Source organism: Psychroserpens sp. (genome assembly GCF_036960315.1).
In the GTDB taxonomy this organism is placed as follows: Bacteria; Bacteroidota; Bacteroidia; order Flavobacteriales; family Flavobacteriaceae; genus Psychroserpens.
Genome location: NZ_JBALVR010000005.1, coordinates 190,549 through 217,548, shown reverse-complemented (window position 1 = coordinate 217,548; position 27,000 = coordinate 190,549). Strand labels below are relative to the sequence as shown.

18 protein-coding genes are annotated in these 27,000 nt (G+C 34.5%); 7 read left to right on the top strand and 11 right to left on the bottom strand.

The window, feature by feature from the left end; all coding sequences use genetic code 11:
• On the bottom strand, positions 1-801 hold the full coding sequence (locus tag V7719_RS10630) for a LexA family transcriptional regulator (RefSeq protein WP_335729884.1): 801 nt from the start codon (positions 799-801) through the stop codon (positions 1-3).
• Positions 802-1,013: 212 nt separating this feature from the next.
• Between V7719_RS10630 and V7719_RS10625 the strand changes: the two genes are divergently transcribed.
• On the top strand, positions 1,014-2,873 hold the full coding sequence (locus tag V7719_RS10625) for a CBS domain-containing protein (RefSeq protein ID WP_335729883.1): 1,860 nt from the start codon (positions 1,014-1,016) through the stop codon (positions 2,871-2,873).
• Complete coding sequence (locus tag V7719_RS10620; RefSeq protein WP_335729882.1) at positions 2,870-4,060, top strand: succinylglutamate desuccinylase/aspartoacylase family protein; 1,191 nt, start codon at positions 2,870-2,872, stop codon at positions 4,058-4,060. The genes V7719_RS10625 and V7719_RS10620 overlap by 4 nt, the downstream gene beginning before the upstream one ends.
• Positions 4,061-4,111: 51 nt before the next feature.
• Here the strand turns inward: V7719_RS10620 and V7719_RS10615 are convergent, their stop codons facing one another.
• The 6 genes from V7719_RS10615 to V7719_RS10590 form a co-directional block, all read right to left on the bottom strand.
• Positions 4,112-7,132, bottom strand: a complete 3,021-nt coding sequence (locus V7719_RS10615) for an ELWxxDGT repeat protein (protein WP_335729881.1) — start codon at positions 7,130-7,132, stop codon at positions 4,112-4,114.
• A gap of 112 nt (positions 7,133-7,244) precedes the next feature.
• Positions 7,245-9,113: a M1 family metallopeptidase gene (locus V7719_RS10610; protein ID WP_442969076.1), complete on the bottom strand. Its 1,869-nt coding sequence runs from the start codon at positions 9,111-9,113 to the stop codon at positions 7,245-7,247.
• A gap of 21 nt (positions 9,114-9,134) precedes the next feature.
• On the bottom strand, positions 9,135-10,754 hold the full coding sequence (locus V7719_RS10605) for a S8 family peptidase (RefSeq protein WP_335729880.1): 1,620 nt from the start codon (positions 10,752-10,754) through the stop codon (positions 9,135-9,137).
• Between the two features lie 97 nt (positions 10,755-10,851).
• A complete protein-coding gene (locus V7719_RS10600) occupies positions 10,852-11,712 on the bottom strand; it encodes an MBL fold metallo-hydrolase (protein WP_335729879.1) in 861 nt (286 codons plus the stop codon).
• A 51-nt stretch (positions 11,713-11,763) separates the two neighbouring features.
• Entirely contained in the window at positions 11,764-13,959 is a 2,196-nt protein-coding gene (locus V7719_RS10595) for a SulP family inorganic anion transporter (protein WP_335729878.1), read from the bottom strand.
• Complete coding sequence (locus tag V7719_RS10590) at positions 13,956-14,804, bottom strand: universal stress protein (RefSeq protein WP_335729877.1); 849 nt, start codon at positions 14,802-14,804, stop codon at positions 13,956-13,958. Before V7719_RS10590 ends, V7719_RS10595 begins: the two co-directional genes overlap by 4 nt.
• 143 nt (positions 14,805-14,947) lie before the next feature.
• Between V7719_RS10590 and V7719_RS10585 the strand changes: the two genes are divergently transcribed.
• On the top strand, positions 14,948-16,783 hold the full coding sequence (locus V7719_RS10585) for a cation:proton antiporter (RefSeq protein WP_335729876.1): 1,836 nt from the start codon (positions 14,948-14,950) through the stop codon (positions 16,781-16,783).
• 174 nt (positions 16,784-16,957) lie between these two features.
• On the opposite strand, the gene lepA is transcribed toward V7719_RS10585, so the two are convergent.
• Positions 16,958-18,754, bottom strand: coding sequence for a translation elongation factor 4 (lepA, locus tag V7719_RS10580; RefSeq protein WP_335729875.1), 1,797 nt, complete (start codon positions 18,752-18,754; stop codon positions 16,958-16,960).
• A gap of 154 nt (positions 18,755-18,908) precedes the next feature.
• Between lepA and V7719_RS10575 the strand changes: the two genes are divergently transcribed.
• On the top strand, positions 18,909-21,323 hold the full coding sequence (locus tag V7719_RS10575) for a TonB-dependent receptor domain-containing protein (RefSeq protein ID WP_335729874.1): 2,415 nt from the start codon (positions 18,909-18,911) through the stop codon (positions 21,321-21,323).
• Between the two features lie 54 nt (positions 21,324-21,377).
• On the opposite strand, the gene V7719_RS10570 is transcribed toward V7719_RS10575, so the two are convergent.
• Complete coding sequence (locus tag V7719_RS10570) at positions 21,378-22,493, bottom strand: TolB family protein (protein ID WP_335729873.1); 1,116 nt, start codon at positions 22,491-22,493, stop codon at positions 21,378-21,380.
• Between the two features lie 42 nt (positions 22,494-22,535).
• Here V7719_RS10570 and V7719_RS10565 point away from each other — a divergent pair, with 42 nt between their 5' ends.
• The 3 genes from V7719_RS10565 to dusB are packed head-to-tail and all read left to right on the top strand — an operon-like array spanning position 22,536 to position 25,228.
• Positions 22,536-23,771 (top strand): M28 family peptidase, encoded by a 1,236-nt coding sequence (locus tag V7719_RS10565; protein WP_335729872.1) that lies wholly within the window; start codon positions 22,536-22,538, stop codon positions 23,769-23,771.
• Positions 23,772-23,804: 33 nt separating this feature from the next.
• Positions 23,805-24,203 (top strand): DUF4345 domain-containing protein, encoded by a 399-nt coding sequence (locus tag V7719_RS10560; protein ID WP_335729871.1) that lies wholly within the window; start codon positions 23,805-23,807, stop codon positions 24,201-24,203.
• A 32-nt stretch (positions 24,204-24,235) separates the two neighbouring features.
• Positions 24,236-25,228: a tRNA dihydrouridine synthase DusB gene (gene dusB, locus V7719_RS10555; protein WP_335729870.1), complete on the top strand. Its 993-nt coding sequence runs from the start codon at positions 24,236-24,238 to the stop codon at positions 25,226-25,228.
• Here the strand turns inward: dusB and V7719_RS10550 are convergent.
• Complete coding sequence (locus V7719_RS10550; RefSeq protein ID WP_335729869.1) at positions 25,225-26,427, bottom strand: ABC transporter permease; 1,203 nt, start codon at positions 26,425-26,427, stop codon at positions 25,225-25,227. The two genes, dusB and V7719_RS10550, sit on opposite strands and share 4 nt — an antisense overlap.
• Positions 26,428-26,826 carry a 30S ribosome-binding factor RbfA gene (gene rbfA, locus V7719_RS10545; protein WP_335729868.1) on the bottom strand — a complete coding sequence of 133 codons (399 nt, stop codon included), beginning with the start codon at positions 26,824-26,826 and terminating at the stop codon, positions 26,428-26,430. It abuts the gene before it with no gap.
• Positions 26,827-27,000 lie beyond the last annotated feature (174 nt).

Below are 27,000 nucleotides of genomic sequence, written 5' to 3'. Positions count from 1 at the left end.
TTATTTGTTTGAGACGAGTTGCTCTAGACTTTTTATCTTAACCTCTAAATCATTAAGCTTATCATTAACATCAAGAGGTTCTGGCATTTGTTTTGAAGCGTACATAGTGACATACCAAATTTCAACGACGTCTTCAGATTTGATGTTAAAGTTTGGGTAGTTACCATCAGTATTGTCACTTTTTAAGTTGAGAAACCCTTGATCTTTCGTGAGATTATAAACGCGTTTTAAAACAATACCATCATTTTTGCTAACAATAACATATACACGACCATCTTTAATGTCATTAAAGCTCTCCACAAATTTTCCAAAAACCATATCACCATCGTAAAAAGTCTTTAGCATTGAGTTGCCTTGAACTTCAAAGCATCGAAAGGTACCATTGGTTAATTGTGGCATTTTAAAAACAGGTAAGCTTTCAATAAACTCAGCATCTCCATAACCATCTAAGTATCCAGCTCTTGCTTTTGAAGCAACATACACCACATTTTCTTTACCATCAGGTGTGGTTGACACTACTTTTGGCATTCCAGAATATGTTGGAGTTTTAGAAGCTTTAGATTTTAATAACACAGCACTTTTTCCGAAGAGATAATCGGGGTTAATGTCAAATTCATCAATAATTGCTGAAAGCACATCATAACCAGGTTTTGTTTTTTTTCTTGAACCGTCTGGCTGTGGTCTCCCATTAACAATGCTGTCTATGGTTGTTCCTGTCACTCCAATGCGTTTTGAAAACGCGTAATTGTTAAGATTGAAGTGATTAATAATTGTGGTTATTTTTTGATCTATCTGTTCCATAATATAAAGACTATAAAATTAATTAAAAATCAAACATTTGTGGTATTATTAAGTACTATTTATCTTTAAAATGAAATCGAAACATAAATTACCATGGATCTAGCTTTGGACACAATTACCGAAACAAGCTAATTAAAAAATTCTACCATGACTTAAATCATATTTTAAGCCTAAAATATGAAGTAACTTTAATATTATTTATACCGTTTTTTATGGGAAATCTTAATGTTACGCAACTTTCAAAAAAAAAAGATAAAGCAAATTATATACATCACTTAACTAAAGATATTGAAGCTTTAGAGTATATGATTGATAAAAATATGATAGAAAAAGCTCCAATTCGTATTGGAGCAGAGCAGGAGTTTTGTCTCGTAAATGATGAGTTTTTACCTAATAATAATGCTCTCGATATTTTAAAAGCTATTGATGATGATCATTTTACTACAGAAATAGGAAACTACAACCTTGAGATTAACCTAGACCCTTTTGAACTTAAAGACGATTGCTTTTCTAAACTTCACCAACAGCTCAAAGACTTACTCGCTAAAGCTAAAACAGAAGCCGAAAAACACAACACAAAAATAGCCCTCACAGGTATTTTACCAACGTTATCACTCAAACACATTAGTATTGATAACATGACACCTATTCAACGGTATTATGTACTTAATGAAGCTATAAAAGCATCAAGAAAACAAGATTTCAATATTCACATCAAAGGAGTAGACGAGTTGAACTTATTACATGACTCGGTGATGTTAGAAGGTTGTAACACTAGTTTTCAAGCACATTTGCAGATTAACCCAGATGATTTTATAAAAAGTTATAACTGGGCTCAAGCCATTTCTGGTCCAATTTTAAGTGTGTGTGCAAATTCGCCTTTACTCTTCGGAAAAGAACTCTGGAGCGAGACACGAATAGCATTATTTACACAAAGCGTAGACACCAGAGCAAATTCGTTTTTACTCAACGAAAAACAATCAAGAGTTAGTTTTGGTAACCATTGGGAAACAGGAAGTATTTCAGATATTTTTAAAGATAATATTTCTAGATTTAGAAGCCTAGTTACTGCTGAATTTGAAAAAGACAGTCTAGAGATGCTACAAAATGGGGACACTCCAAAACTAAAAGCTTTATGCCTTCACAACGGAACCGTTTACAGGTGGAATCGCCTTTGCTATGGCGTTGGGGATGGAAAACCGCACTTAAGAATTGAAAACAGATATATTCCATCTGGTCCAACCATGAAAGATGAAATTGCGAATATGATGTTTTGGGTTGGCGTTATGGTTGGCAGACCAAAATCTGAAGACAACATCCATGAAACCATGGATTTTAAAGACGCAAAATCTAACTTTTTCACAGCTGCCAGATATGGAATGACTGCTCAGTTTAATTGGAAAGGGAAAACCATTTCTAGTGAGCGTTTAATTTTAGATGAATTACTTCCAATGGCATACAGGGGGCTTTATAAAATGAGAATTACACCAAGAGATGCTGAGAATTACTTGACTGTAATAGAAAATAGAGTTAACATTCATAATGGCTCTCAATGGCTTAAAAAAAGTTATAGAAACTTACTAAAACGCAAAAAACCTTTAGAAGCATTACAGGTTTTAACAGCAAATATGTATTTAAAACAAGAACACGATTATCCGGTCTCTACTTGGGAAGTTTTAGATGAAGAAGCACATACCACATTTGATATAGATAAAAAGGTTGTTCATGTTATGAATACCGATATTTTTTCTGTCGGAAAAAAAGACAGCTTAGAACTTGTTATTAATATTATGAAGTGGAAAAATATCCATCATGTGCCAGTTATAAATAACAAAAAAGATCTGATTGGCTTACTGAGCTGGGAAGAAATTAAAACTCATATTGATGAAATTGAAGAAAGCACAAATTCTGTTCAAAATTTCATGAAGGATGAACTTATCACTATAACAAAGGAAAAATCAATAGTCGAAGCCAAGCAATTAATGAAAACGAATAATATTCATTGTCTTCCTGTTGTAAAAGGAAGGAAATTAATTGGCATACTAACCTCGAACGATTTTCAGAACCTATGACGAAAGTTTACAGTAAAGCTATCGATAAAACAATAGTTGTTGAAAGAATAATAGCTAAAACAAAAGGTCATCAAGAGGGACCAACCATGGTTTTTTTTGCTGGTATTCATGGTAATGAAACAGCTGGTGTTTTTGCACTGGAAGCAGTTCTTAAAAACCTAAATCCCAAAACGATTAATGGAACTGTTTATGGAATTAGCGGTAACCTTTCAGCTTTAAAAATTAATCAACGCTATATAGATCAAGACTTAAACAGGCTTTGGACCAGAGAGCAATTGGAAGACTTATTATTTAAGGATAATTACACTATTGAAGAAAGAGAACAATTAGAGTTGTTTCGACTTTTGAAACAAATTCTCAAGTCGAATTCTGGGCCCTTTTATTTTATCGATTTTCACACGACATCGAGTGAAACTTTGCCGTTTATTACAATAAATGATGCTATCATAAATAGAAAATTTTCAAAATTATTTCCAGTACCAATTGTTCTAGGAATTGAGGAATATTTAAATGGCCCTTTACTGAGTTACATCAACGAATTAGGATACGTCTCGTTGGGCTTTGAGTCTGGACAACATGACGAAATAGAAGCGATTGATAATTGTAAATCGTTTATTTATTTGGCATTGGTTTATACAAAAATCATGAGTAAAGAACTGGTTATCGGTTTTAAGGCACACTATACTATATTAAAATCAAATGCTAATGCGCTATCCAAGATTTTTGAGGTTGTTTATTTGCATCAGATTAGAGAGAATGACATGTTTAAGATGAAAGAGGGCTTTCAAAGCTTTCAAAGTATTGATAAAGGAATAATTCTAGCAACAAGCAATTTAAAAGAAATTAAATCTACTCACAACGCAAGATTGTTTATGCCACTATATCAAAACAAAGGCGCAGAGGGGTATTTTATTATTAAACCTATAAATCCATTCTTTTTAAGCCTCTCTGCGTCATTACGACATTTAAAGTTTGATGGGGTATTGGTATTATTCCCAGGAATAGCATGGATAAATTCAAAGAAAGAAGGACTGAGGGTTAATTTAAAAGTTGCTAAAATTTTCACTAAGGCTATTTTTCATTTGTTGGGCTATAGAAACAAACAAGTGAGCGCTAACCATATGTTACTTTACAATAGAGAACGCAATTCAAAAACCGAAAGCTACAAAAGTGAATCTTGGTATTAAAAAAGCCACAACTTTACGTTATGGCTTTTTGTTTTTATGAGTAATAACCGATTACCTTTTAATAACCTTTTCTGTTGAGATTATACCGTCGACTGTATATTGAACGAAATATATCCCTGAATTTAATTCAGAAGTATCAATCTGGTTATTTATAATTGTTTGATAGGATTTAACTAGTCTTCCGTTAATATCATATACATTTAAGACAGAAACACTAGATTCAGATTTTATATTTAGAACTGAAGATGTAGGGTTTGGAAACAGTATTGATTGATTGGAAATTTCTACGTCATCTACGTTTAGTGTTTCATTTTCAATTCGCCATAATTGTCTTCCATCTGAAGGTGTTGTTGCTGTAAAGAAAAGGTCGTCTCCTAGTTTAATCATATCTAAAGGCACAGAACCCAATGCGCCAATATTTATATTATCGGTTACGAGCACAGTGCCTTCTGTTGTGCCATCAGTTTTCCATAATTCAGTACCCTCATTAGCCGTTGAAGCCTGAAAATAAACTACGTTATCAATACGAACAAAATTTTGAGGGTTAGAACTAAATGAGCCAGGATTTATATCTTTTAAAAGAACTGTTCCGTTTTCGGTTCCATCAGTTTTCCAAAGTTCTTTTCCTTCAGTTCCATTTGAGGCAGTAAAGAAAACCTCGTTGTTCAGGTTGATTGTATTTGAGATGCTAAATGGTTGAGTTAACATTGACGAACTATTAGAACCAAGGTTAATATCTTTTAAAAGGACCGTCCCGTTTTCAGTCCCATCTGAAATATACCATTCTCTTCCAAGGGCCTCAGTTCGTGCAGAAAATATAAGATTATTCCCTAATTGTGTTAAATCTTGGGGATAAGAAAGATAACCGTCTCCAATATCTTTAACTATTTCAGTACCATTTATTGTTCCGTCTGATTTCCATAATTCTCCTCCTTTATTAAAATCTTGCGATACTGAAGATCCGTCGTTGGCGCTAAAGAATAGTTTATCGCCTACAGGTGTCAAAAATTTGCATGTTGAAAATGTCTTAATTAAATTTGTTCCATTAGTATTGCCATCACTCACCCATAATTCAACACCTGTTGATAAAGGAACTCTCAAGAACAGACTTTCGTTTAGTATAGTAATTTCAAATATATTCCCTAGCGTACCAAAGTTTCTTACGGATGTTATTATGTCTCCATCAGTAGTGTATAAATCTATCCCATTAGGACTTCTTGCTGAAAAAAATAAATTATTATTAAAACTTGTAAAGTTTGCTATCTGACTAACGTAGCCAGAAGGAAAACCAGGAATATTTGATGTACCCATTTCTAAACCATTTGTTTTCATGAGATTATAACCTTCAGAAGTACCAGATTGAGCAGGGAAAAACACGAATTGATTAAATTCATAAAAACCAGTTATATTTCCTGGAAAAGAATTATATACCCCAATATTGATATCTGCTAAGAGTGTATTAGAGTCGGTTAAAAAATTATAGGCCCTTGGTTCTTCTCCATTAACCGCATCAAAACCAGAACTAATTATGTAATCTGAGACTGTTTCTAAATTTTTTGTTTTAGGATATGATGTTGCATAAGGTTCCATGCCTGTTCGAAATGGATTTATATTATCAGACAGATTTGTATTTTGATTTGTACCATCACTTACCCACAATTCTTTTCCTGTTTCTTCAGTATCTTTATTGAAATATATCTTGTTGTTATAAATAATTGTTTGATCGATTATATCACCTAGACTGTTAACATTAGTTGTTGTGGGCTCTGTAAGAGCGGTTATCCAACTCGATTTTGATCCCGCTCCACTATTAGCTTGTATAACCTGATTTAAAAAAAAGGTGTTTGAATTTAATTTTTTAATCGAGTTTGGATAATATGAGAAATTAAAATTGGTTGATATCACGTCTGGGAGCAATTCTTTTATTTGAGACACATTGTAATCTACTATGTTGAGCTTTAGAAGGCTAGTATTATCATTTGTTCCAGGACCAGTAAATACTAGAGAATCAATGCCATCAAATACTAAATTTGAACACATAAAATAAAAGTTCACATCTTCATCGTAAATAATTTGCTCTGAGTCATTTAAAGGATCATATTCCCAAATGAATAGGTGATTCGTATTTAATCTAAAAAATGAAAAGTAGATTTTATCGTTTATTTGAATGACATCGCCATAATTAACAAATTCTCCAAACGTATTTATTTCAAAAAGCTCATTAATTACTTCTGTGTTCTGAGGAGTTCCATCAGTTTTGATAGTTCCATTTACATTATCAAAGCCATTAAAATAATTTACAACAAAGTAGAGTAGATTATCGTGCTTAATAAAATGTGAAAACTCACCCCTTTGAATGTTAGCTAAACCACTAATTCCGTTAAGTTCATCTATTAGCATGACCGTACCTTCTTCGGTCCCGTCACTGCTCCATATTTCAAAATCACTACTGCCAGAACTTGCAAGACTAAAAATAAATAAATTATTCACTTCTTTTGTGTCAAGGGTTCGAGTACCAGATGTATTAAAATTCTCTTTTACAAGTACAGTGCCTGAATTTGTACCATCAGACTTCCATAAATCAAGTAATTGAGGGGTTTTATTAATAGTAAAAAATATAGAATTATTGGCCGTTGTTAAATTATCAATTTTAAAATCCAAAAATGTTGTTACTTTTTCGGTACCAACAGAAGTTCCGTCTGTTCTCCATATTTCACCACTTGATAGTCCGTCATTAGCAACAAAATACAAATACCCATTAAGAATAGTAAAAAATTTATCAAAGCTTCCATCAGCTGTGTTATACGTCATTAAGTTAGTAATACTGTCAGCTGGACCTAGATTTATATCTTTCAACAACGTTGCTTGACCATTAGGATTATCTTTGTACCAAATCTCAGAACCATAACTATCGTTTTTTGCAACAAAAAATAATTTACTATCAAATTCAATAAAATCTCTAGGATTAGAGTCTTTATCAATATTTGGGTTAAAGTAATTTGTAACTTGAGTTTGAGATAGACTTATAGACGAAATAAGTAAGGCAAAAAATACTAAAGTAATGTTTTTCATGGTTTGGTGTTTCGTGCTAAAATATCACATATTATATAAGAAATCTCTTAGGTAGAGTAAAAATAAAAGCCCCATCGTTTTGTTGAGGCTTTTTAGAATTCTATTTTATTTTCTATTCTGAAACAGGATACACATTATTATCTGACTTTACATCTGCCATCATGCCTTTAGGGTCGATTTGTACAGATTTTACATCTTTAGTAGTTTCTAAGGTATAGGTTGGAAATGCCCAAGCCCAATCGTTCTTGACCGTTGCTGTTGTTTCTTTCGCGCCAAGCATTTGGCGCAAAGGGATGTGGAAATCCTCAGTAGAACCATCTGTATACGTTACCGTAAGATCTATAGGCATTGGCATTAGGCCTATTCGCTCTAGAGTTATGTTTTTGCCTTCTACATTTTTTACACCATAATCGATAACATCTGTTGTTTGGGCAAAACTTGTAAGGTACCAATCGAGTTCTAAGCCAGACACTTTTTCCGCAACTCTAATAAAATCAATAGGTTTTGGATGTTTAAAAACCCATTCGTTAAAATATCTTTTTAAAGTTTTGTTTAAGTTATCCTGGCCAATTACATAACCTAATTGAGACATGAATACACAACCCTTATAGTATGCGGCTATAGAGTATAAACGATTATAATCATACTTATCTGCAAAGGTTGTCATAGGCTGTTCTTCTCCAGAATTAGCTAAAAAGGAATAGGCTAAATAAGGTCTTTCCCATGGGTTAGACATGCCTTTATCAAACATATAGTTCGTGGCTTTGTATTCAATGTATGTCGCAAAACCTTCATCCATCCATTCATGTTTTGCTTCATTATTCGCTAGTAAAAATTGAAACCATGTGTGTGCCATTTCATGGGATATAGTGCCTTTAAATAATCCATCAAATGTGCCTTCACCCAAAACTAATGTACACATTCCATACTCCATACCACCATCACCACCTTGAATAATAGAATACTGTTTGTACGGATATTTACCAACTAAGTCACTATAGTAAGTCATCAATTGAGCCGCATATGGCTGAAGCTTTCTCCAATTAGCTAACTTCTCTTCTGGCATTGTATTTTTATAAAAAAAATGGAGCATTGGTCCATCAGGAACTTGTAAAGTATCGTGGGTATATTCTGGGTCTGCCGCCCAAGTAAAGTCATGGACATTAGGAGCGAAAAAATGCCAAGTTAGTTTTTTACCTCTTTTTTTTACTTCTTTAGCGGTATAACCATGACCGATTTCATCGGCATTCTGTAAGTAACCAGTTCCTCCAATTGTATAGTCTTTATCAATAGTGATTTTCACATCATAATTTCCCCAAACACCATGAAATTCTCTGGCAATATAAGAGTAAGCGTGCCAGCCTTCATCGTCATATTCTGCTAATTTAGGATACCACTGTGCCATGGAAAGCGCAACACCTTCTATATTATTACGCCCAGAACGACGAATTTGGATAGGCACTTGACCATCAAATTCCATATCAAATTCTACAGTTTCACCAGGTTGAATAGGTGTATTAAGAGCTACTTTTGCAATAGTTCCTGTAATATCATATTGCAATTTCCCTCCGTTTTGTTTGAGCGATTTAATTTTGATATAGCCAATTTCATCAGGTTTTAATTTAGCAATTCTACTTTCATAAATTGGATTTTCTCGGGTTCCAATATTGGGAGCAAATCGTCGATCTGGAGCTTTGATGTTTTGAGCTCTTACATCCATTTCACTACCTGGTTGAAAGGCATTAAAATACAAATGATAAAATACTTTATCTAAAGCATCTGGTGAGTTATTGGTGTATTTAATGGTTTGCTTTCCTTTAAATTGATAGGTTTTTACATCCATATCAATATCCATTGTATAATCAGCTTGCTGTTGCCAATAGGTGTCTGTTTTATAAACCATTTTAGCCTGTTGAGCATGAATTTCCGAAGAAAACAATGCAATACACACCACTAGTATTGAACTAATTTTAAATTTCATAATTTTTATTTTACTTCAGAATTATTTCGAATTTGCTATTTGTGAGGCCATAATCAAGGCATTGTAGGCGTTAACGATTCTTCCAGATGTAGATATTTCAGAAAGCGTTTTTACGTCTTTATTTTCTCCAACGGTTACTTTTGCTTTGATCGGTAAACCTGAATCCATAAGGATTTTTTTTACTTGAACAGCTGTAAGACTTGGATATTGCGAACGAATCAACGCTGCAACTCCAGCGACATTTGGTGCGGCCATAGATGTGCCGCCTTTTAATTCATATTCGTTTTCTGGAGTTGTAGAATATATTTCACTTCCAGGAGCAAATACATCAACATTTACTTTTCCGTAGTTAGAGAAACCAGAGACCATATTTGATCCGTAATTATGAGTTAGTGATCCAACAGTTATAAAATTATCTGCAACTTCAGGACCAGTGCCAACAGCATCGTTAGGGAAGTTTTTAGCGGTGTCTATATCTTTACTATCATTTCCTGCAGCATGCACAAAAAGCACATCCTTTTCGGCAGCATACTTTATAGCATTTCTTACCCAATCACTGTGAGGTGAGTACGATTTCCCAAAACTGGCGTTAATAACTTTTGCACCATTATCTACAGCATAACGAATAGCTAACGCGACATCTTTATCATATTCGTCACCATTTGGTGTTGAACGAATCGACATAATTTTTACATTATTTGCCACACCATTCATTCCTTTTCCGTTATTACGTTCTGCAGCTATAATCCCAGTGACATGTGTCCCGTGACTTTCAGTCTTTTTTGATGGCCTTGGGTTATTATTTCCATAACCAGGCTTATCGTTTAAATCATTTGGATTGTCTCCTGTTTTTCGACCACTAAAGTCTTTATTAAGGTTGTAGTTAAGGCGATCGTTAATATCTATGATACCCTCAGATATATCTTTTTTAGCATCAGCCATAGACTCCATACCGTTACCGTAAATAAACTGGGCAACTTGCTTGGCTTTTCCTAAGGCTTCATCTTCTGATTTTATAGCAAGCACTTCTTTTTTTGTGTAATCAGATTTACCAAAGTGTTTCGCGAAAGTCTCATCCGCAGAGGCAACCGCTTCATAAATTTGATCGTATTGGGCCTTATATCCCGAGTACTTTTGATATTCGCTATTGTATTCAGCTTCAGCCTCAGTATATCTTGGATTAGATTTATCTCCTGAAGCTAAAATTCTAACAAACTCTAATTGCTCGTTATAACCGTCTCCAACAAAATTCCAACCATGGATATCATCGATATAACCATTGTTGTCATCGTCTTTTCCATTATTTGGAACCTCGTTTTTATTTGTCCAAATCACACCATCTAGATCTTCATGGTCTATATCTGTACCAGAATCGATAACTGCTACTATTACCGTTTGGCCTTTTTTGTTTTTTATAATGTCTTTGTAAGCCTTATCAACACTCATTCCTGGAATGGTGTCTTTTGCTAAATCCAAATGTGACCAAGAATTTTTCTCAGTTTCGGTAAGGTCAGATTCTTTAAGAGGTGATGTGTCTATATTTTCTAAGGGTGTTGATAGTACACCTGTTGTTGCGCCACAACTCAAAAGAATTGCAGAAATAAAAAATGAATATAATAATGGTTTAAATGTGTATTTCATGTGTTTATATTTATTATTTTTTAATGGTCACGTGTTGTTCGCTATTAATCATTTTCTTGTAAGATATAACGTTTAACATGCTCGTTTCATGTTAGGATTAATTAAAAATAGCGTTTGTAGTATATGTGTCTTTGAGTCTCACACCTTTTTCGGTGTGTTTAACTGTTATTATTTCGTTGTGAGCATCGTGCTCTAAAAATAGATAATAATTGTTATCCGCTGCAAGGTTAAGAAATTTTTCTTTTTCATCTAAAGTCAATAGCGGTCGTGTATCATACCCCATTACAAAAGGTATAGGTAAATGACCTACTGTTGGTAATAAATCTGCCATAAAACAAATGGTTTTATTGTTATACTGAATCATTGGTATCATTTGTTTTTCGGTATGTCCATTAGCAAAAAATATATCAAAGCCTAATTCTGAATTCTTCAACATATCATTTTCAGGAAGTGATGTGAACTTTAAATGTCCGCTTTCTTCCATTGGTAAAATGTTTTCTTTCAAAAATGATGCCTTTTCACGACGATTGGGTTGTGTTGCCCATTTCCAGTGGTTTTTATTGCTCCAAAATACTGCGTTTTTAAAGGCTGGTTCGTAACCTGTTCGGTCTTTGTTCCACTGAATACTTCCACCACAATGGTCAAAATGCAAATGCGTCATAAACACATCAGTAATATCATCACGATGAAATCCATGACTTTTTAAGGAGTCATCAATATTGTCATTTCCCCAAGGATGATAGTATCCATAGAATTTATCACTTTGTTTATTTCCCATACCGGTATCGATTAAAATCAGTCGATTACCATCTTCAATTAACAAACAGCGCGCCGCAATGTCTATCATATTATTGGCATCTGCAGGATTAGTTCTTGTCCACAACGATTTTGGTACAACACCAAACATGGCACCACCATCGAGTTTAAAATTCCCAGCATTTACAGGATATAAGTTCATGAATGCAAAATAATAAATACGATTGTTAACACGACAAGTTTTAGCAGATTATTATGAAATTACCGACTTTAAACGTTTACCAAAATCTAAAAGCGCTTTAATTTCTTTTGTACTTGCTATACGTTGTTTGCTAAATATAAGTAAGCTCGAGCCGTTAGATTCTAAATGATAGTAAGGGTTGCTCTCAAAAAAACGGACTAGGTCATCACTGAAAAACGCCTTAATATTGTCTTGATTTTCACCAACTAAATGAAAGCGTTTTGAAAAATCAGCGTGCTTCTCAAAATTGATATCCGAAAAACCAGCAAGTGCATATACTTTGTCTATCAAGCTTTCTCTATCTAATGAAAACACAGGAGCAGAAATATTTAAATTAATATGCAGCATACTTGTTCTAATGACTTCTTTTGCAATAAACTCACCTTCAGAAAACTCGATATCAAAAAGCTTGACATCTTTGCTTTTGTCTATTAGCTCGTTATAAACATAATTGGCTTGCTTGGTCTTAAAATACAGAAACTCATTAAGAAAACCGACCTCTTTATTTTTATCAGGACTATATTCTAGGCCATAGTCTATCGCTATATTCTCCAGGTTTTCCTGTCGTTTAGTTAGGTTGTAGCCAAAAAATTTAGGCACTGGCACTGTTTTTCGCAATGCAAAGGGATGTTTTGAGTCCGCATCGTGCATATCCAGCCCTACAATATCAAAATGACCACCTTTTTTGGTAAACGTACCTTGGTAATTGTTGAGGTTTTCCATAACCGTATGATCAACAAATTCGCACATTGAAAAGTCTACAATCACATCATTCTCTTCGGAAATTGCATCTAACTTTTGTTTTAGTCTATAAAAATTAGCAAAGGTGCAAAAGTGTTTTACACTCACATAATAACTGGATTTAGCATCGTCTTCTCTAAACATTAAGACATTGGGTTTTACCCAATGTCTTAGGAATAGTGTCACATTTTTATTGATGATAAAATGAATGATTATTGTTATAAGGACACCTGCTGAAATTCCAATGATTAGACCAAACTTCAACGTTGACAGGAGCGTTACAAAAAAGATAATAAGCTGCTCTTTTCCGACGGAAAAAATCTTTTTGATTAAATCAGGTGACGCTAATTTATAACCCGTATACACCAAAATTGCCATTAATGCCGGCAAAGGGATTCGGGTTAATTGCGTGCTAAACAAGACAATAAAAACCACTAAAAAGAAAGCGTGAAAAAAGTTTGATGAACGATTGGTTCCGCCATTATTAACGTTTACTGAGCTCCTTGCAATAACTGTTACGACATTTAATCCGCCAAGAAACCCACTCCCAATAGTACCTAAGCCAATGGCTTTTAAATCTCTATTAACGTTAGAGCGACGCTTTTCGGGGTCCAATTTATCGACAGCCTTAATACTCAATAGTGATTCTATACTGGCTATTAAGGTTAAGGACAAAACACTTCCCCAAAAGGCTAAACTCCCAACATTTAAAAAGGACACTTCTGGAAGTTGTGTTGTAATTTCAGAAAACGAAGGTATTGCGGGTATCATATAATCTTTTGCAATGGGATTGTCTTGATGTAATACCAATTCGAAATAATAACTAAAGCCAATAGAAAGAAGAACAATCCACATAGGCGCAGGAATGAGCTGAAGGTATTTATTTCTAATTTTTGAATAGAAAACCATAATAAGTAAGCTAATCACACCCGCAACAGCAGCATAAATTAAGCCTGTATTTTCGTAATGTAAGGCGTCATTTATAGTATAAGGAATCTCAATAAGGTAGTCAATGGTATTCTCACGTGAGATTTTATGACCAAACATAATATGAAACTGCTTACCTAAAATGATAAGTCCGATAGCAGCTAACATGCCTTGAATAGCAGACGAGGGAAAGAAATCGGCTAGGTTTCCCATTCGTAAAAAACCAAGAATCATGAGTAAAACACCCGAACAAACAATAGCAGCATAAGCGCTCTCTAATCCCAATGTTGTAATGGCAACCAAGGTCACTCCAACCAAACCATTTCCTGGCCCAGTAATTGTGACATGACTTCCTCCTAAAATGGACACAATAACACCACCTATAATTGCAGTAATTACACCAGCAATAGCAGGAGCATCACTGGCCATAGCAAGACCCAAACCTAAAGGCAAGGCTATAAGGCTTACGACAAAACCCGAAAATATATTTTTAGGGAGCTGCTTAATAAAGAGTGATATATTGTTCTTTTTTGGTGTCATTGAATAATTAAAACATCTGTTGGTAATTCGGATAGTATATGTTCAATATCATGTGGAAATAAACGATCCCAAAAACTGGTTTTTTCAGGTGCATTCATCACTAATAAATCGGCTCTTACAAATTGTGCATAATGCCCAATACTATAACCCCTTTTTCCAAAAATAGATTGTGTTTTTGTTTGTATTCCACAGGTATATGCTTCTGGAATTTCAGAAATTATTTTTTTTACACGAGAGTCTTCACGTAATTTTATACGCTCTCTAACAATGACAGATTTCCGAAGTGATTTATCGTCATCAACACTAACAGCCACTTCCTGTTTAGTGATTTCCTCTACAATAGTAATTTTCTTAGACTGTAATTTATGTGATACATAATATGCCGCTGAAATTGTTTGTTTGGTCTTTGGGTTTTTAAGACCGTTAACTACAACATGTTGGCAAGGTAAACGCTCTACTGAAGGTTTTATAAGTAGCAGAATAGAACATTTAGCTTGTCTCGTTATTTTTCTTGCAATAGAACCCAAATAGTATTTTACAAAGTTTTCTTTTTGTAACGCTCCTAAAATAAGAAGGCTTACTTTCTTTTCTTCGGAAATTGATAAAATTACATCTACGGGCTCTCCGGTTTTAAAAACGATTTCATAGTTAAGGTTTTCTTCAATAAAAGGCTGAAGTATATCTAGAATTTGTTGCTCTTTTTCTGAAGATTGATCGCCCACATGAATAAGCACTAGTTTACTCTCAAAAAAGAGCGATAAACGAGCAGCTTCATAAATATTGGCTTTTAGGTTTGGTGAAAATGCAACACCAATCCCTATAGTATGGAAAATATTGTTGATCAAATGCTATTAAAAATCAATTACGAGGGTAAGTTAGTACTTTTTTTGACCTTAGTAAAACATAACTCAAATCTCTACGTTTTTAGTCGTATTTTGAAGTTGTTAAATTAGTTTCTTTTATATTTAACTTTCAAAAATTTAAATACATGTTAGAACTAGCAGGAATCATCATCTTAGGAATATTGGCGCAGTGGTTTGCTTGGAAACTTAAAATCCCAGCAATTCTGCCCTTAATTCTTATCGGTTTACTTGTTGGGCCAATCGCAGCGGAATATTTATCAGAAGATGGCACGAAATGGATAGAACCTATTTGGAATGGTGAAAAAGGGTTGTTTCCTGGCGATAGCCTTTATTATTTTGTGTCGTTAGCCATTAGTATTATTCTTTTTGAAGGAGGCCTGACCTTGAAGCGTTCAGAAATTAAAAATGTAGGACCAGTTATTACTAAATTGATTACACTTGGTTCTGCAGTAACCTTTTTTGGAGCTGGTGTAGTTGCGCATTTTATATTTAATTTGAGTTGGCAAATGTCGTTTCTGTTTTCAGGATTAATTATTGTGACAGGACCAACCGTTATTACACCAATCTTAAGGAATATTCCCCTTAAAAAGGATGTGTCAACTGTCTTAAAGTGGGAAGGGATTTTAATAGATCCAATTGGAGCTCTAGTAGCGGTTTTGGTTTTCGAATTTATAAGCGTTGAAGGCGATAGTGGTTTTACAAAAACGGCTTTAATGGAGTTTGGTAAAATTATTCTCTTCGGAACAACATTCGGATTTACATTCGCTCATGCCTTAGCATTTGCTATTAATAAGAAATTCATACCGCATTATTTATTAAACGTAGTGTCTTTGTCTGCTGTACTGTTAGTATTTGTGGAGTCTGAAATTTTTGCACACGAATCAGGGTTATTGGCAGTGGTCGTTATGGGAATGGTTTTAGGAAACATGAAGTTAGAAAACATAAAAGAGCTTTTATATTTTAAAGAGTCCTTGAGTGTCCTTTTGATCTCCATTTTGTTTATTCTGCTAGCCGCTAATATTAATATTGAAGATTTAGAATTGTTATATACTTGGAAAACGGCTGCATTGTTTGCAATTGTAGTATTTATAATTAGGCCACTCGCCGTTTTTCTCAGCACTGGAGGCTCCAAACTGAAACTCAACGAAAAGATTTTTATTAGTTGGGTTGGACCACGTGGTATTGTCGCCGCAGGTATTGCTTCGCTTTTCGGAAGTAAGCTTTTAAAACAGGGCGTTGAAGGTGCAGAATATATAACACCATTAGTATTTATGATTGTATTGGGAACCGTTTTGCTTAATGCAACCACGGCACGGTTATTCGCAAAGCTAGTCGGTGTGTTTCTAACAAAATCAAGCGGAATTCTAGTCGTAGGCGCTTCAAAAGTATCACGATTATTAGGACATTATTTAGAATCTAACGGAAGGCATGTTGTACTTATTGATAGTAACCAAAACAATATTGATAAAGCTAAGGAATTAGGACTAGAGGCACTTAATACTAATATCTATTCTGAAACATTGACAGATAACATAGAGCTAAATGATGTTGGTTATCTAATGGCAATGACAGGAAATAGTGATATTAATAAATATGCTATAAATAAGTTTACTAAGCAATTTGGTGAGAACGGATCGTTTAGATTAGTAAGTCCTGATGAAATGAATGACAATCAAAACAATCCTAAAGTAGGGCTGTTTTCTCAAACAGACGATTATCTTAATTTATCTGAAGTCACACGGAAGTTTCCAGCGATTAATGAAATAGAACTTACAGACAAGTCTCATTATGACACACTCATCGAAATCACTAATAAGGATAAAGATATCATCCCGTTATTTTTAAAAGATAATAATGATGAACTGACTATTATTTCTTCCAATAATAAAGAGGTGAATAACATTGGAGAGCACTGGAAACTAGTTTACTTAGGGAAACCGTTTGATGTTGAAAGTGTTTAAAAAAAAGAGGCTTTAACCTAAGTTAAAACTTCCCTTTGATCAAGACCAACTCAAGGTATTGATTTTAGAAAAGCAACTCTAAAATGCATTTATATATTAAGGTTGGTTGATATAAATGTACAAAAAAACCGAAGTGAAATACTTCGGTTTATAATATAAAAAGTTATTCTGTGACTAATCGTTCAGTTTTAAAACGGCCATAAACGCTTGTTGAGGGATTTCTACATTACCTACTTGACGCATACGTTTTTTACCTTTTTTCTGCTTTTCTAAAAGTTTACGTTTACGCGAAATATCACCACCATAACATTTAGCGGTTACATCTTTACGTAAGGCTTTAATGGTTTCACGAGAAATAATTTTTGCTCCAATAGCAGCTTGAATAGGAATATCAAACTGTTGCCTTGGGATAAGTTCTTTTAGTTTTTCGCACATTTTCTTACCAATATTCTGAGCATTATCTGCATGAATTAGAGCAGAAAGCGCATCAACAGTTTGTGCATTTAATAAAATATCTAAACGCACTAGTTTTGAGGCTCTCATTCCGATAGGCGAATAATCAAACGAGGCATAGCCTTTTGAGACTGTCTTTAGACGATCGTAAAAATCGAAGACGATTTCAGCTAGAGGCATTTCAAAAGTTAATTCAACACGTTCTGGTGTTAAATAAGTTTGGTTTAAAACAATACCACGCTTCTCAATACAAAGTGACATGACATTACCAACAAAATCTGATTTGGTAATAATGGTTGCTTTTATATAAGGTTCTTCAACACGATTGATTGTTGTTGGTTCTGGTAAATCTGACGGATTGTTTACAATAAAAGCTACGTCTGGATTTTTATTGGTGTAGGCATGGTACGATACGTTAGGGACTGTTGTTATCACAGTCATATCAAACTCACGTTCTAGTCGTTCTTGTATAATTTCCATGTGAAGCATTCCGAGGAATCCACAACGGAAACCAAATCCTAAAGCGGCTGAGCTTTCAGGTTGAAACACTAAAGAGGCGTCGTTTAGTTGTAGCTTTTCCATAGAGTTACGAAGTTCTTCGTAATCTTCCGTGTCTACAGGGTAAATTCCAGCAAAAACCATAGGTTTTACATCTTCAAAACCTTCAACAATATTTGTTGTTGGGTTTGCAAAATCGGTAATGGTATCTCCAACTTTTACTTCTTTAGCAGTTTTAATTCCTGTAATTAAGTACCCAACATCACCTGCTTTTACACTTTTTTTCGCAACTTGAGTCAGCTTTAATGTGCCAACTTCATCTGCAAAATACTCTTTATCTGTAGCGACGAATTTAATTTTTTGTCCTTTTTTAATTTCACCATTAAACACTCTGAAATAGGTTTCAATACCTCTAAACGTATTGTAGACCGAATCAAAAATCAACGCTTGTAATGGCGCATTAAGATCGCCTTTTGGGGCAGGAACTCGTTTAATTATTGCTTCAAGAATATTCTCAACTCCAAAGCCTGTTTTTCCACTGGCATGAATCACTTCTTCAGGATCACAACCCAAAAGGTCAACGATATCATCGGTTACTTCTTCAGGGTTTGCACTTGGTAAATCAATTTTATTAAGAACCGGAATGATTTCTAAATCGTTCTCTAAGGCGAGGTATAAATTAGAAATGGTTTGTGCTTGAATACTTTGAGCCGCATCAACAATCAATAAAGCACCTTCACATGCAGCAATAGACCGAGAGACTTCATATGAGAAATCCACGTGACCAGGAGTGTCTATAAGATTAAGTACATATTCTTGACCTTCAAAAGTATATTCCATTTGGATCGCATGCGATTTGATGGTAATACCTCGTTCGCGCTCCAAGTCCATACTATCTAAGAGTTGGTCTTGTTTTTCACGATCAGTAACAGTGCCGGTAAAGTCGAGTAAACGATCGGCAAGCGTGCTCTTTCCGTGGTCAATATGCGCAATAATGCAAAAATTTCTAATGTGCTTCATAACAACTTAATTCGTCTCAATAAAGATTTGCAAATATAATTGAATTATTATGCATAAAATCACATAAAGAACCATAAAACACACAAAATGTGTGGAAAAACCGTAAATATGATTTAAAAACAAATGCTATATTGCATTCTAAACCTAGCTAATATTGAAATTCCTACTCCGCATCGTTGTTTTCTTTGCATGTGCTTATTTGAGCTACGGGCAGAACTCATCTGTATCTGGAACTGTAATTGACTCTAATAAGCCCATAGAATTTGCGAACGTTATTCTACTAAGTGAAGACGAAAGCGTGATTTTAAAAGGGTCTTCTACAGATAATAACGGGTATTTTATTCTAAGCAATCTTGAACCTAATATTTACATTCTTAAGGTCCGTTTTATAGGCTATCAAGAGTACAGGCAAAAAATTGTGCTTACTGGGCATTTGGATTTAAAAACCATTACGCTTAGTGAAGAAATTGAAAGCCTAGACGAAGTCAATATCACAGTTAAGAAACCAACATTGAAACGTGAAGCCGACCGACTCATTTTCAATATAGAAAATACGGCTTTAGTTGAAGGTAGTATGCTTCAGGTGTTAAAAAACACTCCTGGCGTACTCGTTATAGGTGATGACATTTCTGTTAAAAACTCTACGCCTACCGTTTATATAAATAACCGAAAAGTTCACTTGTCTTCAGATGATTTAAATCAGTTGCTTGAAGGTTCTTCGGCAAATGCTGTTAAATCTATTGAGGTGATTACTAACCCTTCTGCTAGATATGATGCTGACAGTGGTGTTGTAATAAATATTGTAATGAGTAAAAACCTCATTACAGGTTACAGAGGAAGTATTTCTACAAATTACACACAAGCCGTTTTTCCAAGATATAAAGCTGAGACCAGCCATTTTTTTAAGAACGAGGCCATTAGCTTTAATGTAAATTATGGCTTTTCTAAAAACAAAATCAATAGAGACGGAGATGATACTGTAAATTATTTAGACAATGCTAATGTCCTTGAGCAAAGCTGGCGTTCGTTCACCAACCGAAACACAAGGTCTGAGACGCATAGTCTCAATGCCAACTTTGATTATTTTATCAATGATAACAATGCCTTAAGCTTGTCGACGAATTTACTGTACGTGCCTTATTATATGCAGCGTATAGCTAATAACACTTTGATTACTGATGACAATGGTGATTTTTTATCGGGGTTTACTGCAGACAATTTATCGAGACAGAATAAATATAATTTGGGTTTTGATTTAGACTTTAGCCACGATTTTACTGAAGGACAACTGACCTTTAATACACATTTTACAACTTACAACTACCAAAGAAACCAAGGGGTTGTGAGTAATTTCTTTGATCAGAATAATGGTTTTCAAAACACTTCGGCATTTAATACAAATGCCAACCAAGACACAGAAATTTTAGCAGCAAAAATAGATTATAGCCTTCCATTAACTGAGAACTCAAGTTTTGAAACAGGTGTTAAGTTTTCCAATATTAAAACCGAAAGTGACATCACACAGTTTGACATAGATATTAACTCAGGAATTGAGACTGTAGACATGCAAAATTCAGATGCTTTTGATTATGACGAGCATATTTATGCGGGATATATCAATTATGCAACAAGTTCAGAAAAATATAACCTTAATGTTGGTTTAAGAGTTGAGCAAACAGACCTTGAAGGTCGCTCACCATTGTCTGAAATAACAAACCAACAAGACTATTTAGAGTTGTTCCCAAACTTAAGTTTTCAATATAATATTTCTGATAGTTACAATATTTATACAAACTATAAGCGAATTATTGTAAGGCCTGGATATGCTAATTTAAATCCGTTTCGCTTTTTTATAAATGAAAATTATGTGATTGTTGGGAACCCTAATTTGGTTCCAACATTTAAGAATCATTACGATATTGGAGTCTCGCTATTTGATGGCTTAGTAACTATTCAGGCATATTATGACAATTTCGATGGTGCCATTTCTGAAATCCCTAGACAAAATAATGACACTAATATTATAGAATATATATCTGTGAATTTTGACAAAACCATTGAGTATGGTTTTGATTTTGTAATAGATTATGATGTGACTGACGACTGGAATACCTATTTTGTAACCTCTTTTTATAACAGAGAAGAAGAAACTAATTTAGGTGTTGGGTTTGTTAGCCAAAATCAATGGTCAAATTATTCTGAATTTTTTAGCAGTCTCTCTTTATTGAAGGATGACAGTCTGAATGCGAGTTTATCTTTAATATGGAATAGCAAAAACCTTCAGGCATTTCAAACAATCGAAGATAGATTGTTTAGCGAGTTGAGCATTTCAAAAACGGTATTCAATAAAAAAGGCACTATTTCGCTTTCTGTAAGTGATTTGTTCAACATGAATAATTTTGATGTGTCAACTCAATATCAGAATCAATTTAACACCCAATTTATTAATGTAGATTATCGTTATATAAGACTTGGGTTCCGTTATAAATTTGGAAACACTAAGCTCAGCACTAACCAACGTACTAGGGAATTAGAAGAGCGCGATCGATTAAATAAGGGCAGAAATTAGTCTTGCCACTCAGCAATAAACAAATTCGTATCTCAATAGATTTATTTCAGAATATCAATCTTTCCATTCTGCAATAAACAAATTCGTATCTCGACCACCTCCATTATTTCTATTAGAAGAAAACGCTAAATGTTTCCCGTCACTAGAAAACACAGGAAACGCATCAAAGGTTTCGCCATGCGTAACACGCTCAAGATTTCTCCCATCAAGATCAATTAAGTATAAGTTGAATGGAAATCCACGTTCAGCTTCAAAGTTGGATGAGAACAATATTTTCTCTCCAGAAGGATGAAAAAACGGACTCCAATTCGCATTTCCTAAATCGGTTAGCTGACGTAAATCACTTCCATCTGCATTACAGATGTAAAGCTCCATTTCGGTAGGTTCAACTAAACCCTCAGCTAGTAAATCTTTGTATTCTTTGATCTCCTCTTCAGTTTTTGGACGTGATGAACGGAAAATTAATTTTGTTCCGTCAGGCGAAAAGAAAGCGCCTCCATCATAACCTAATTCGCTAGTAATTTGCTTAACATCACTTCCATCAATATTCATGGTATACAATTCTAAATCACCACTTCTCGTTGAGGTAAATACAATCTTATCACCTTTTGGAGATACTGTAGGCTCTGCATCATACCCAATTTCATTTGTCAATTGTTTTACGATATTGCCTTCTAAATCAGCTACAAAAATATCATAGCTATCGTAGATCGGCCAGATATATTTCCCGTTTTTACGCAAAGGTGTGTCAGGACATTCATCTTGTTTTAAATGCGTAGATGCGTAAATAATGTGTTTGTTGTCTGGTAAAAAGTAGGCGCAAGTTGTGCGGCCTTTTCCTGTGCTAATCATGGGTGGCGCAATACTGTCCGTAAATGTTTGGTTAGCATTCATCAAAAACATTTGATCACATCCTACATTCCATGCTTTGTTATTAGACTGAAATACTAATTGCTTATCATCAAAACTCCAATACGCTTCGGCATTATCACCACCAAACGTCACTTGACGAATAGATTTAAAGTATTTTTCTTCGGGGTAGATTAATGAATCTTTGGCTGTTTCGACAGTTTCTGTCTCTGTAGATTCCGCTACATCGGAAGTGCTTTTCGATTCGTTTTTACAATTGAAAAGTAATATTCCGAATATGAATAGATATACGTATTTCATAGTATTATTAACTAAATTTGTGCAAAATTAAGATATATAGCTATGAAAAGCCTAATTGTTATACTTTTTTTGACTGTTTTAGTTGCTTGTAAAACAGATTCCGAAGAAAACACCAAACCTATAACCATTAAAGACGATGTTTCTTTTTTAGCTGATGATAAGCTTGAAGGGCGCCAAACAGGTAGTGATGGCGAGAAAGCAGCTGCAGATTATATAGCACTAAGATTTAAAAATCTTGGCCTTTCAGCTAAAGGAACTCAAGATTATTTTCAAACGTTTTCATTCAAACCAAAAACAGATCCGCATCAAGAAGTCAATTATACGGTTAAAGATGGAGATAGTACAATTACTGGTACTAACGTGATTGGGTTTTTAGATAATCAAGCAGAAAACACCATTATTATTGGTGCGCATTACGACCATTTGGGTTATGGCGCTGAGGGTTCGCTTTTTAGAGGCGAAACGCAAGAGATTCATAATGGAGCAGATGATAACGCTAGTGGGGTAGCTGTATTATTGAATCTTGCTGAAAAATTAAAATCAGCAAACACAGGCAACAATTATTTAGTCATGGCTTTTTCTGGTGAAGAAATGGGGTTATTAGGTTCAAATTATTTCACTAAGAACCCAACAATAGATATAGCCAAGGGCAATTATATGATCAACATGGATATGGTTGGTCGTTTAAAACAGGATAGCACTTTGGCCGTTTACGGTGTTGGAACATCTCCAATTTTAAAGCAAGTGATTAGGGCTAATAATTCTAAGTTTAAGATTATACTAAATGAGTCTGGAGTTGGACCAAGTGATCATACGTCTTTTTACAATAGTGACATTCCTGTATTACATTTTTTTACTGGTCAGCATGAAGATTATCACAAACCCGGTGATGATTCAGAAAAGCTGAATTACGAAGGGATGGAAACCATTTCAAATTATATTTTTGAGATTATTTCTGATTTAGATAACAACGGGAAATTACCATTCAGAAAAACTAAAAATGAAAGCGAAGAAGTGCCACGATTTAAGGTTGGTTTGGGTGTGATTCCAGATTATCTTTTCGACGGAAAAGGAATGCGAATTGATGGTATAAGTGAAGATAGGCCAGCTCAAAAAGCAGGTCTTCAAAAAGGTGACATTGTTATAAAACTAGGTGATAGTTTGGTGACAGATATGATGAGTTATATGATGGCGTTGTCTACTTATGACGAAGGTGACAAAACAAAGGTTGTTGTTAGGCGTGGTGAAGATGAGGTTGAGGCTGATATTGAATTTTAGATTCTGCATCTAATGCAGAGTGACAAGGTCAAAATGTTAAAAACGAAACAAGACATTATTAACAAAATACACTTAATCATTTCGGTGGTTATTGTTGTGCCTGTAGCTTTTGTTTATGGTTTCAAACCAGAGTTAAGCTTTGATATGTTTTTAGAAACCAATGACGAACATAATTTCTATAAAGCTATTATGGGATTGTATTTAGGGTTTTCTATGCTATGGATATTAGGCCTATTTAAAACTAAATATTTAAAAACCGCAATCATAACAAACATAATTTTTATGCTAGGTTTGGGTGCTGGAAGAGTATTGAGTATTCTTGTTGATGGCGCACCAACTAAAGGTTATATCTTCGGAACAATTGCAGAATTGTTTTTAGGAATTTATGGTGTTTGGGTTTTTAAAAGAACCTCAAACTTGAATACATTTTAAAAAACATTAATTTTGCGCAAAATAAATCGAGTTTGGTAAAAATAGGCAACATAGAACTTTCAGATTTCCCATTGTTATTGGCACCTATGGAAGATGTAAGTGATCCACCGTTTCGAGCATTGTGTAAGGAGCAAGGCGCAGATGTGGTTTACACCGAATTCATTTCTAGTGAAGGCTTAATTCGTGATGCCGCAAAAAGCGTCATGAAACTCGATATTTACGAAAAAGAACGACCTGTTGGTATTCAGATTTTTGGAGCCAATATGGAGAGTATGCTACAAACGATTGATATTGTTGAAAAATCAAATCCAGATATTATTGACATCAATTTTGGTTGTCCAGTAAAAAAAGTGGTGAGTAAAGGTGCTGGCGCAGGTATTTTAAAAGACATCTGTTTAATGGAACAACTGACTGCCGAAATGGTTAAACGCACCAATTTGCCAGTGACGGTGAAAACGCGATTGGGTTGGGATCATGATTCTATCAAGATTGTCGAGGTTGCTGAGCGACTTCAGGATGTAGGTTGTAAAGCGATTTCTATCCACGGAAGAACGCGTGCTCAAATGTATAAAGGTGAAGCCGATTGGAAGCCTATTGCTGCTGTGAAGAACAACCCAAGAATGCACATTCCGGTATTTGGAAATGGGGATGTTAATTCTCCAGAAAAAGCCGCTTTAATGCGTGATAGTTTTGGACTTGATGGCTGTATGATTGGTCGTGCAACGATTGGGAACCCTTGGTTTTTTAAACAGGTAAAACACTTTTTTGAAACAGGAGAACATTTACCTGTGATTTCTATGGCAGAACGTGTTGATGCCGCTAGACGACACCTTCAAATGTCTATCGATTGGAAAGGAGAAAGACTAGGTGTTTTTGAAACCAGACGACACTATACCAATTACTTTAAAGGCATTCCTGATTTTAAAGAGCACCGAATGAAAATGGTCACCAGTGATGACTCCAAAGATGTTTTTGCTGCTTTTGACGAGGTGTTAGATAAGTTTAGGGATTACCAGTTTATTTAAGCTTTCACTAGTTTTTTACTAATTCTTTGTGAGGCTAATTTCGCGGCCAATATTCCTAAAACAAAAATAGTTGCTAGAACAATTACGAAGTTGATACCTTTTAATTCTACTGGATAAGGTAATGAAGGCGTCAACATGATAAATTCGGTTGTCTTTTGCAGAAATACAAGAACAAAGCCTAACAATAAACCAATACCACCAGCAAGAATCGTCATTAAGCTACCCTGCAAAAAGAAAATCCGCCTAATCTCTTTAGTCGTTGTTCCTAGATTAAATAGCGTGTTTATCGATTCCTTCTTGTCTAAAATCATCATAATCAAAGCGCCAATTACATTAAATAAAGCAATGATGATGACTAAAGTGAAAATGAGATACACAGCAACATTTTCGGTATTAAGCATTTTGTAAAGTGCATCATTGAGTTGAGCCCTGTCTTTAATTTGTATTTTTGTTCCAAGTGCAGATTGAATGGCTTCAGATACGACTTCTTGGTCTGCGTTTGGTTCTAATTTAAATTCAATAGATGATATTTGATTATCAGTGTAATTAAGTAAATACTTAACGGTTTCTATATTCGCGAAAATGTATTCGTTGTTTAAATCTTCATTAATATCGAATAATCCAACATTGTAGGCGTTTATGGAATTGAATGCGCCTTTTACCGAAGTGATTTGCCCTTTTCCGGGCTTAGGCACATATATTTTTTGTTGATTGGTTAGGCTTAAAACGCCGAAAGATAGTTTATTAGAAACGCCTCCACCAGCAACAATTTGATCGGTATAGCGTTCGAGCCACTTTCCGTAGTACACTTTAGAATCGATAGATGTTACCTTTGTGAAATTCTCGTCTACACCTTTCATGGTCACGACTTGAGATTTATCTTCAAACTCAAGAATGACGCGCTCCTCAATGATTTTTGAATAACTTTGAATGCCTATTATAGACTGAATGGAAATAGAATCTTCTTTTGTAATAACAAACGACTTCCCTTCCGAAGGATACACTTTAAGGTCTGGATCTACAAGAGAAGAAAACTCTAAACTGAAGGTCTTTAAACCCGCAAAACCAGACAATACAATAAACAAGGCAGCAGACGCAATCACAGTTCCTGAAGCTGCAATAATGGTCATAATATTTATGGAATTATTACTGCTTTTAGAAAACAGATATCGTTTCGCTATGTAGAGTGCGAAATTCAACTACTTCTTTTTACGATTATCTAAAAGGTCTTGGTCTTTAATTGGATTATCTTCTCTTTTGAGTGATTTTTCGATGCCGTCAATATATTCTAGAGAATCGTCAATAAAAAACTCTAAATTAGGCATGCGTCGTAATTGGTTTCTGGTACGTTGTGCCATTTCATGACGAATCAAAGGCGTGTTTGAGCGAATACCTTCAATAAGTTCTTTTCCCTTATTATTAGGAAAAACACTAAGGTATACTTTGGCTACAGATAAATCTGTGGTTACGTTTACTTTGCTTACTGAAATGATTACACCTCTTAATCCACCATCGGTAGCTGCTTTTTGTAGTATGTCTGCGAGATCTTTTTGTAAAAGGCCTCCAATTTTCTTCTGTCTTTGGGTTAATTCTTCCATAGTGCTTAAGTTAAGTCGTTTTCATTTCGTCATCAGTTTTTCTAATATAACGACTTTTATCAAAAATAAAACCAAGTTTTGGTTTAGAACTGCAAAAATAGGCGATAATTAAGGATTATGTTAACTTTGAATGTATAAAAGAGTCAATATAATCAAAAGACAGTCCGTTTTCAC

Bases quoted from the DNA above. Each gene is read 5' to 3' on its own strand.
- V7719_RS10630 (WP_335729884.1), bottom strand. From the start codon at position 801: ATGGAACAGATAGATCAAAAAATAACCACAATTATTAATCACTTCAAT.
- V7719_RS10625 (WP_335729883.1), top strand. From the start codon at position 1,014: ATGGGAAATCTTAATGTTACGCAACTTTCAAAAAAAAAAGATAAAGCA.
- V7719_RS10620 (WP_335729882.1), top strand. From the start codon at position 2,870: ATGACGAAAGTTTACAGTAAAGCTATCGATAAAACAATAGTTGTTGAA.
- V7719_RS10615 (WP_335729881.1), bottom strand. From the start codon at position 7,132: ATGAAAAACATTACTTTAGTATTTTTTGCCTTACTTATTTCGTCTATA.
- V7719_RS10610 (WP_442969076.1), bottom strand. From the start codon at position 9,113: ATGAAATTTAAAATTAGTTCAATACTAGTGGTGTGTATTGCATTGTTT.
- V7719_RS10605 (WP_335729880.1), bottom strand. From the start codon at position 10,754: ATGAAATACACATTTAAACCATTATTATATTCATTTTTTATTTCTGCA.
- V7719_RS10600 (WP_335729879.1), bottom strand. From the start codon at position 11,712: ATGAACTTATATCCTGTAAATGCTGGGAATTTTAAACTCGATGGTGGT.
- V7719_RS10595 (WP_335729878.1), bottom strand. From the start codon at position 13,959: ATGACACCAAAAAAGAACAATATATCACTCTTTATTAAGCAGCTCCCT.
- V7719_RS10585 (WP_335729876.1), top strand. From the start codon at position 14,948: ATGTTAGAACTAGCAGGAATCATCATCTTAGGAATATTGGCGCAGTGG.
- lepA (WP_335729875.1), bottom strand. From the start codon at position 18,754: ATGAAGCACATTAGAAATTTTTGCATTATTGCGCATATTGACCACGGA.
- V7719_RS10570 (WP_335729873.1), bottom strand. From the start codon at position 22,493: ATGAAATACGTATATCTATTCATATTCGGAATATTACTTTTCAATTGT.
- V7719_RS10565 (WP_335729872.1), top strand. From the start codon at position 22,536: ATGAAAAGCCTAATTGTTATACTTTTTTTGACTGTTTTAGTTGCTTGT.
- V7719_RS10560 (WP_335729871.1), top strand. From the start codon at position 23,805: ATGTTAAAAACGAAACAAGACATTATTAACAAAATACACTTAATCATT.
- rbfA (WP_335729868.1), bottom strand. From the start codon at position 26,826: ATGGAAGAATTAACCCAAAGACAGAAGAAAATTGGAGGCCTTTTACAA.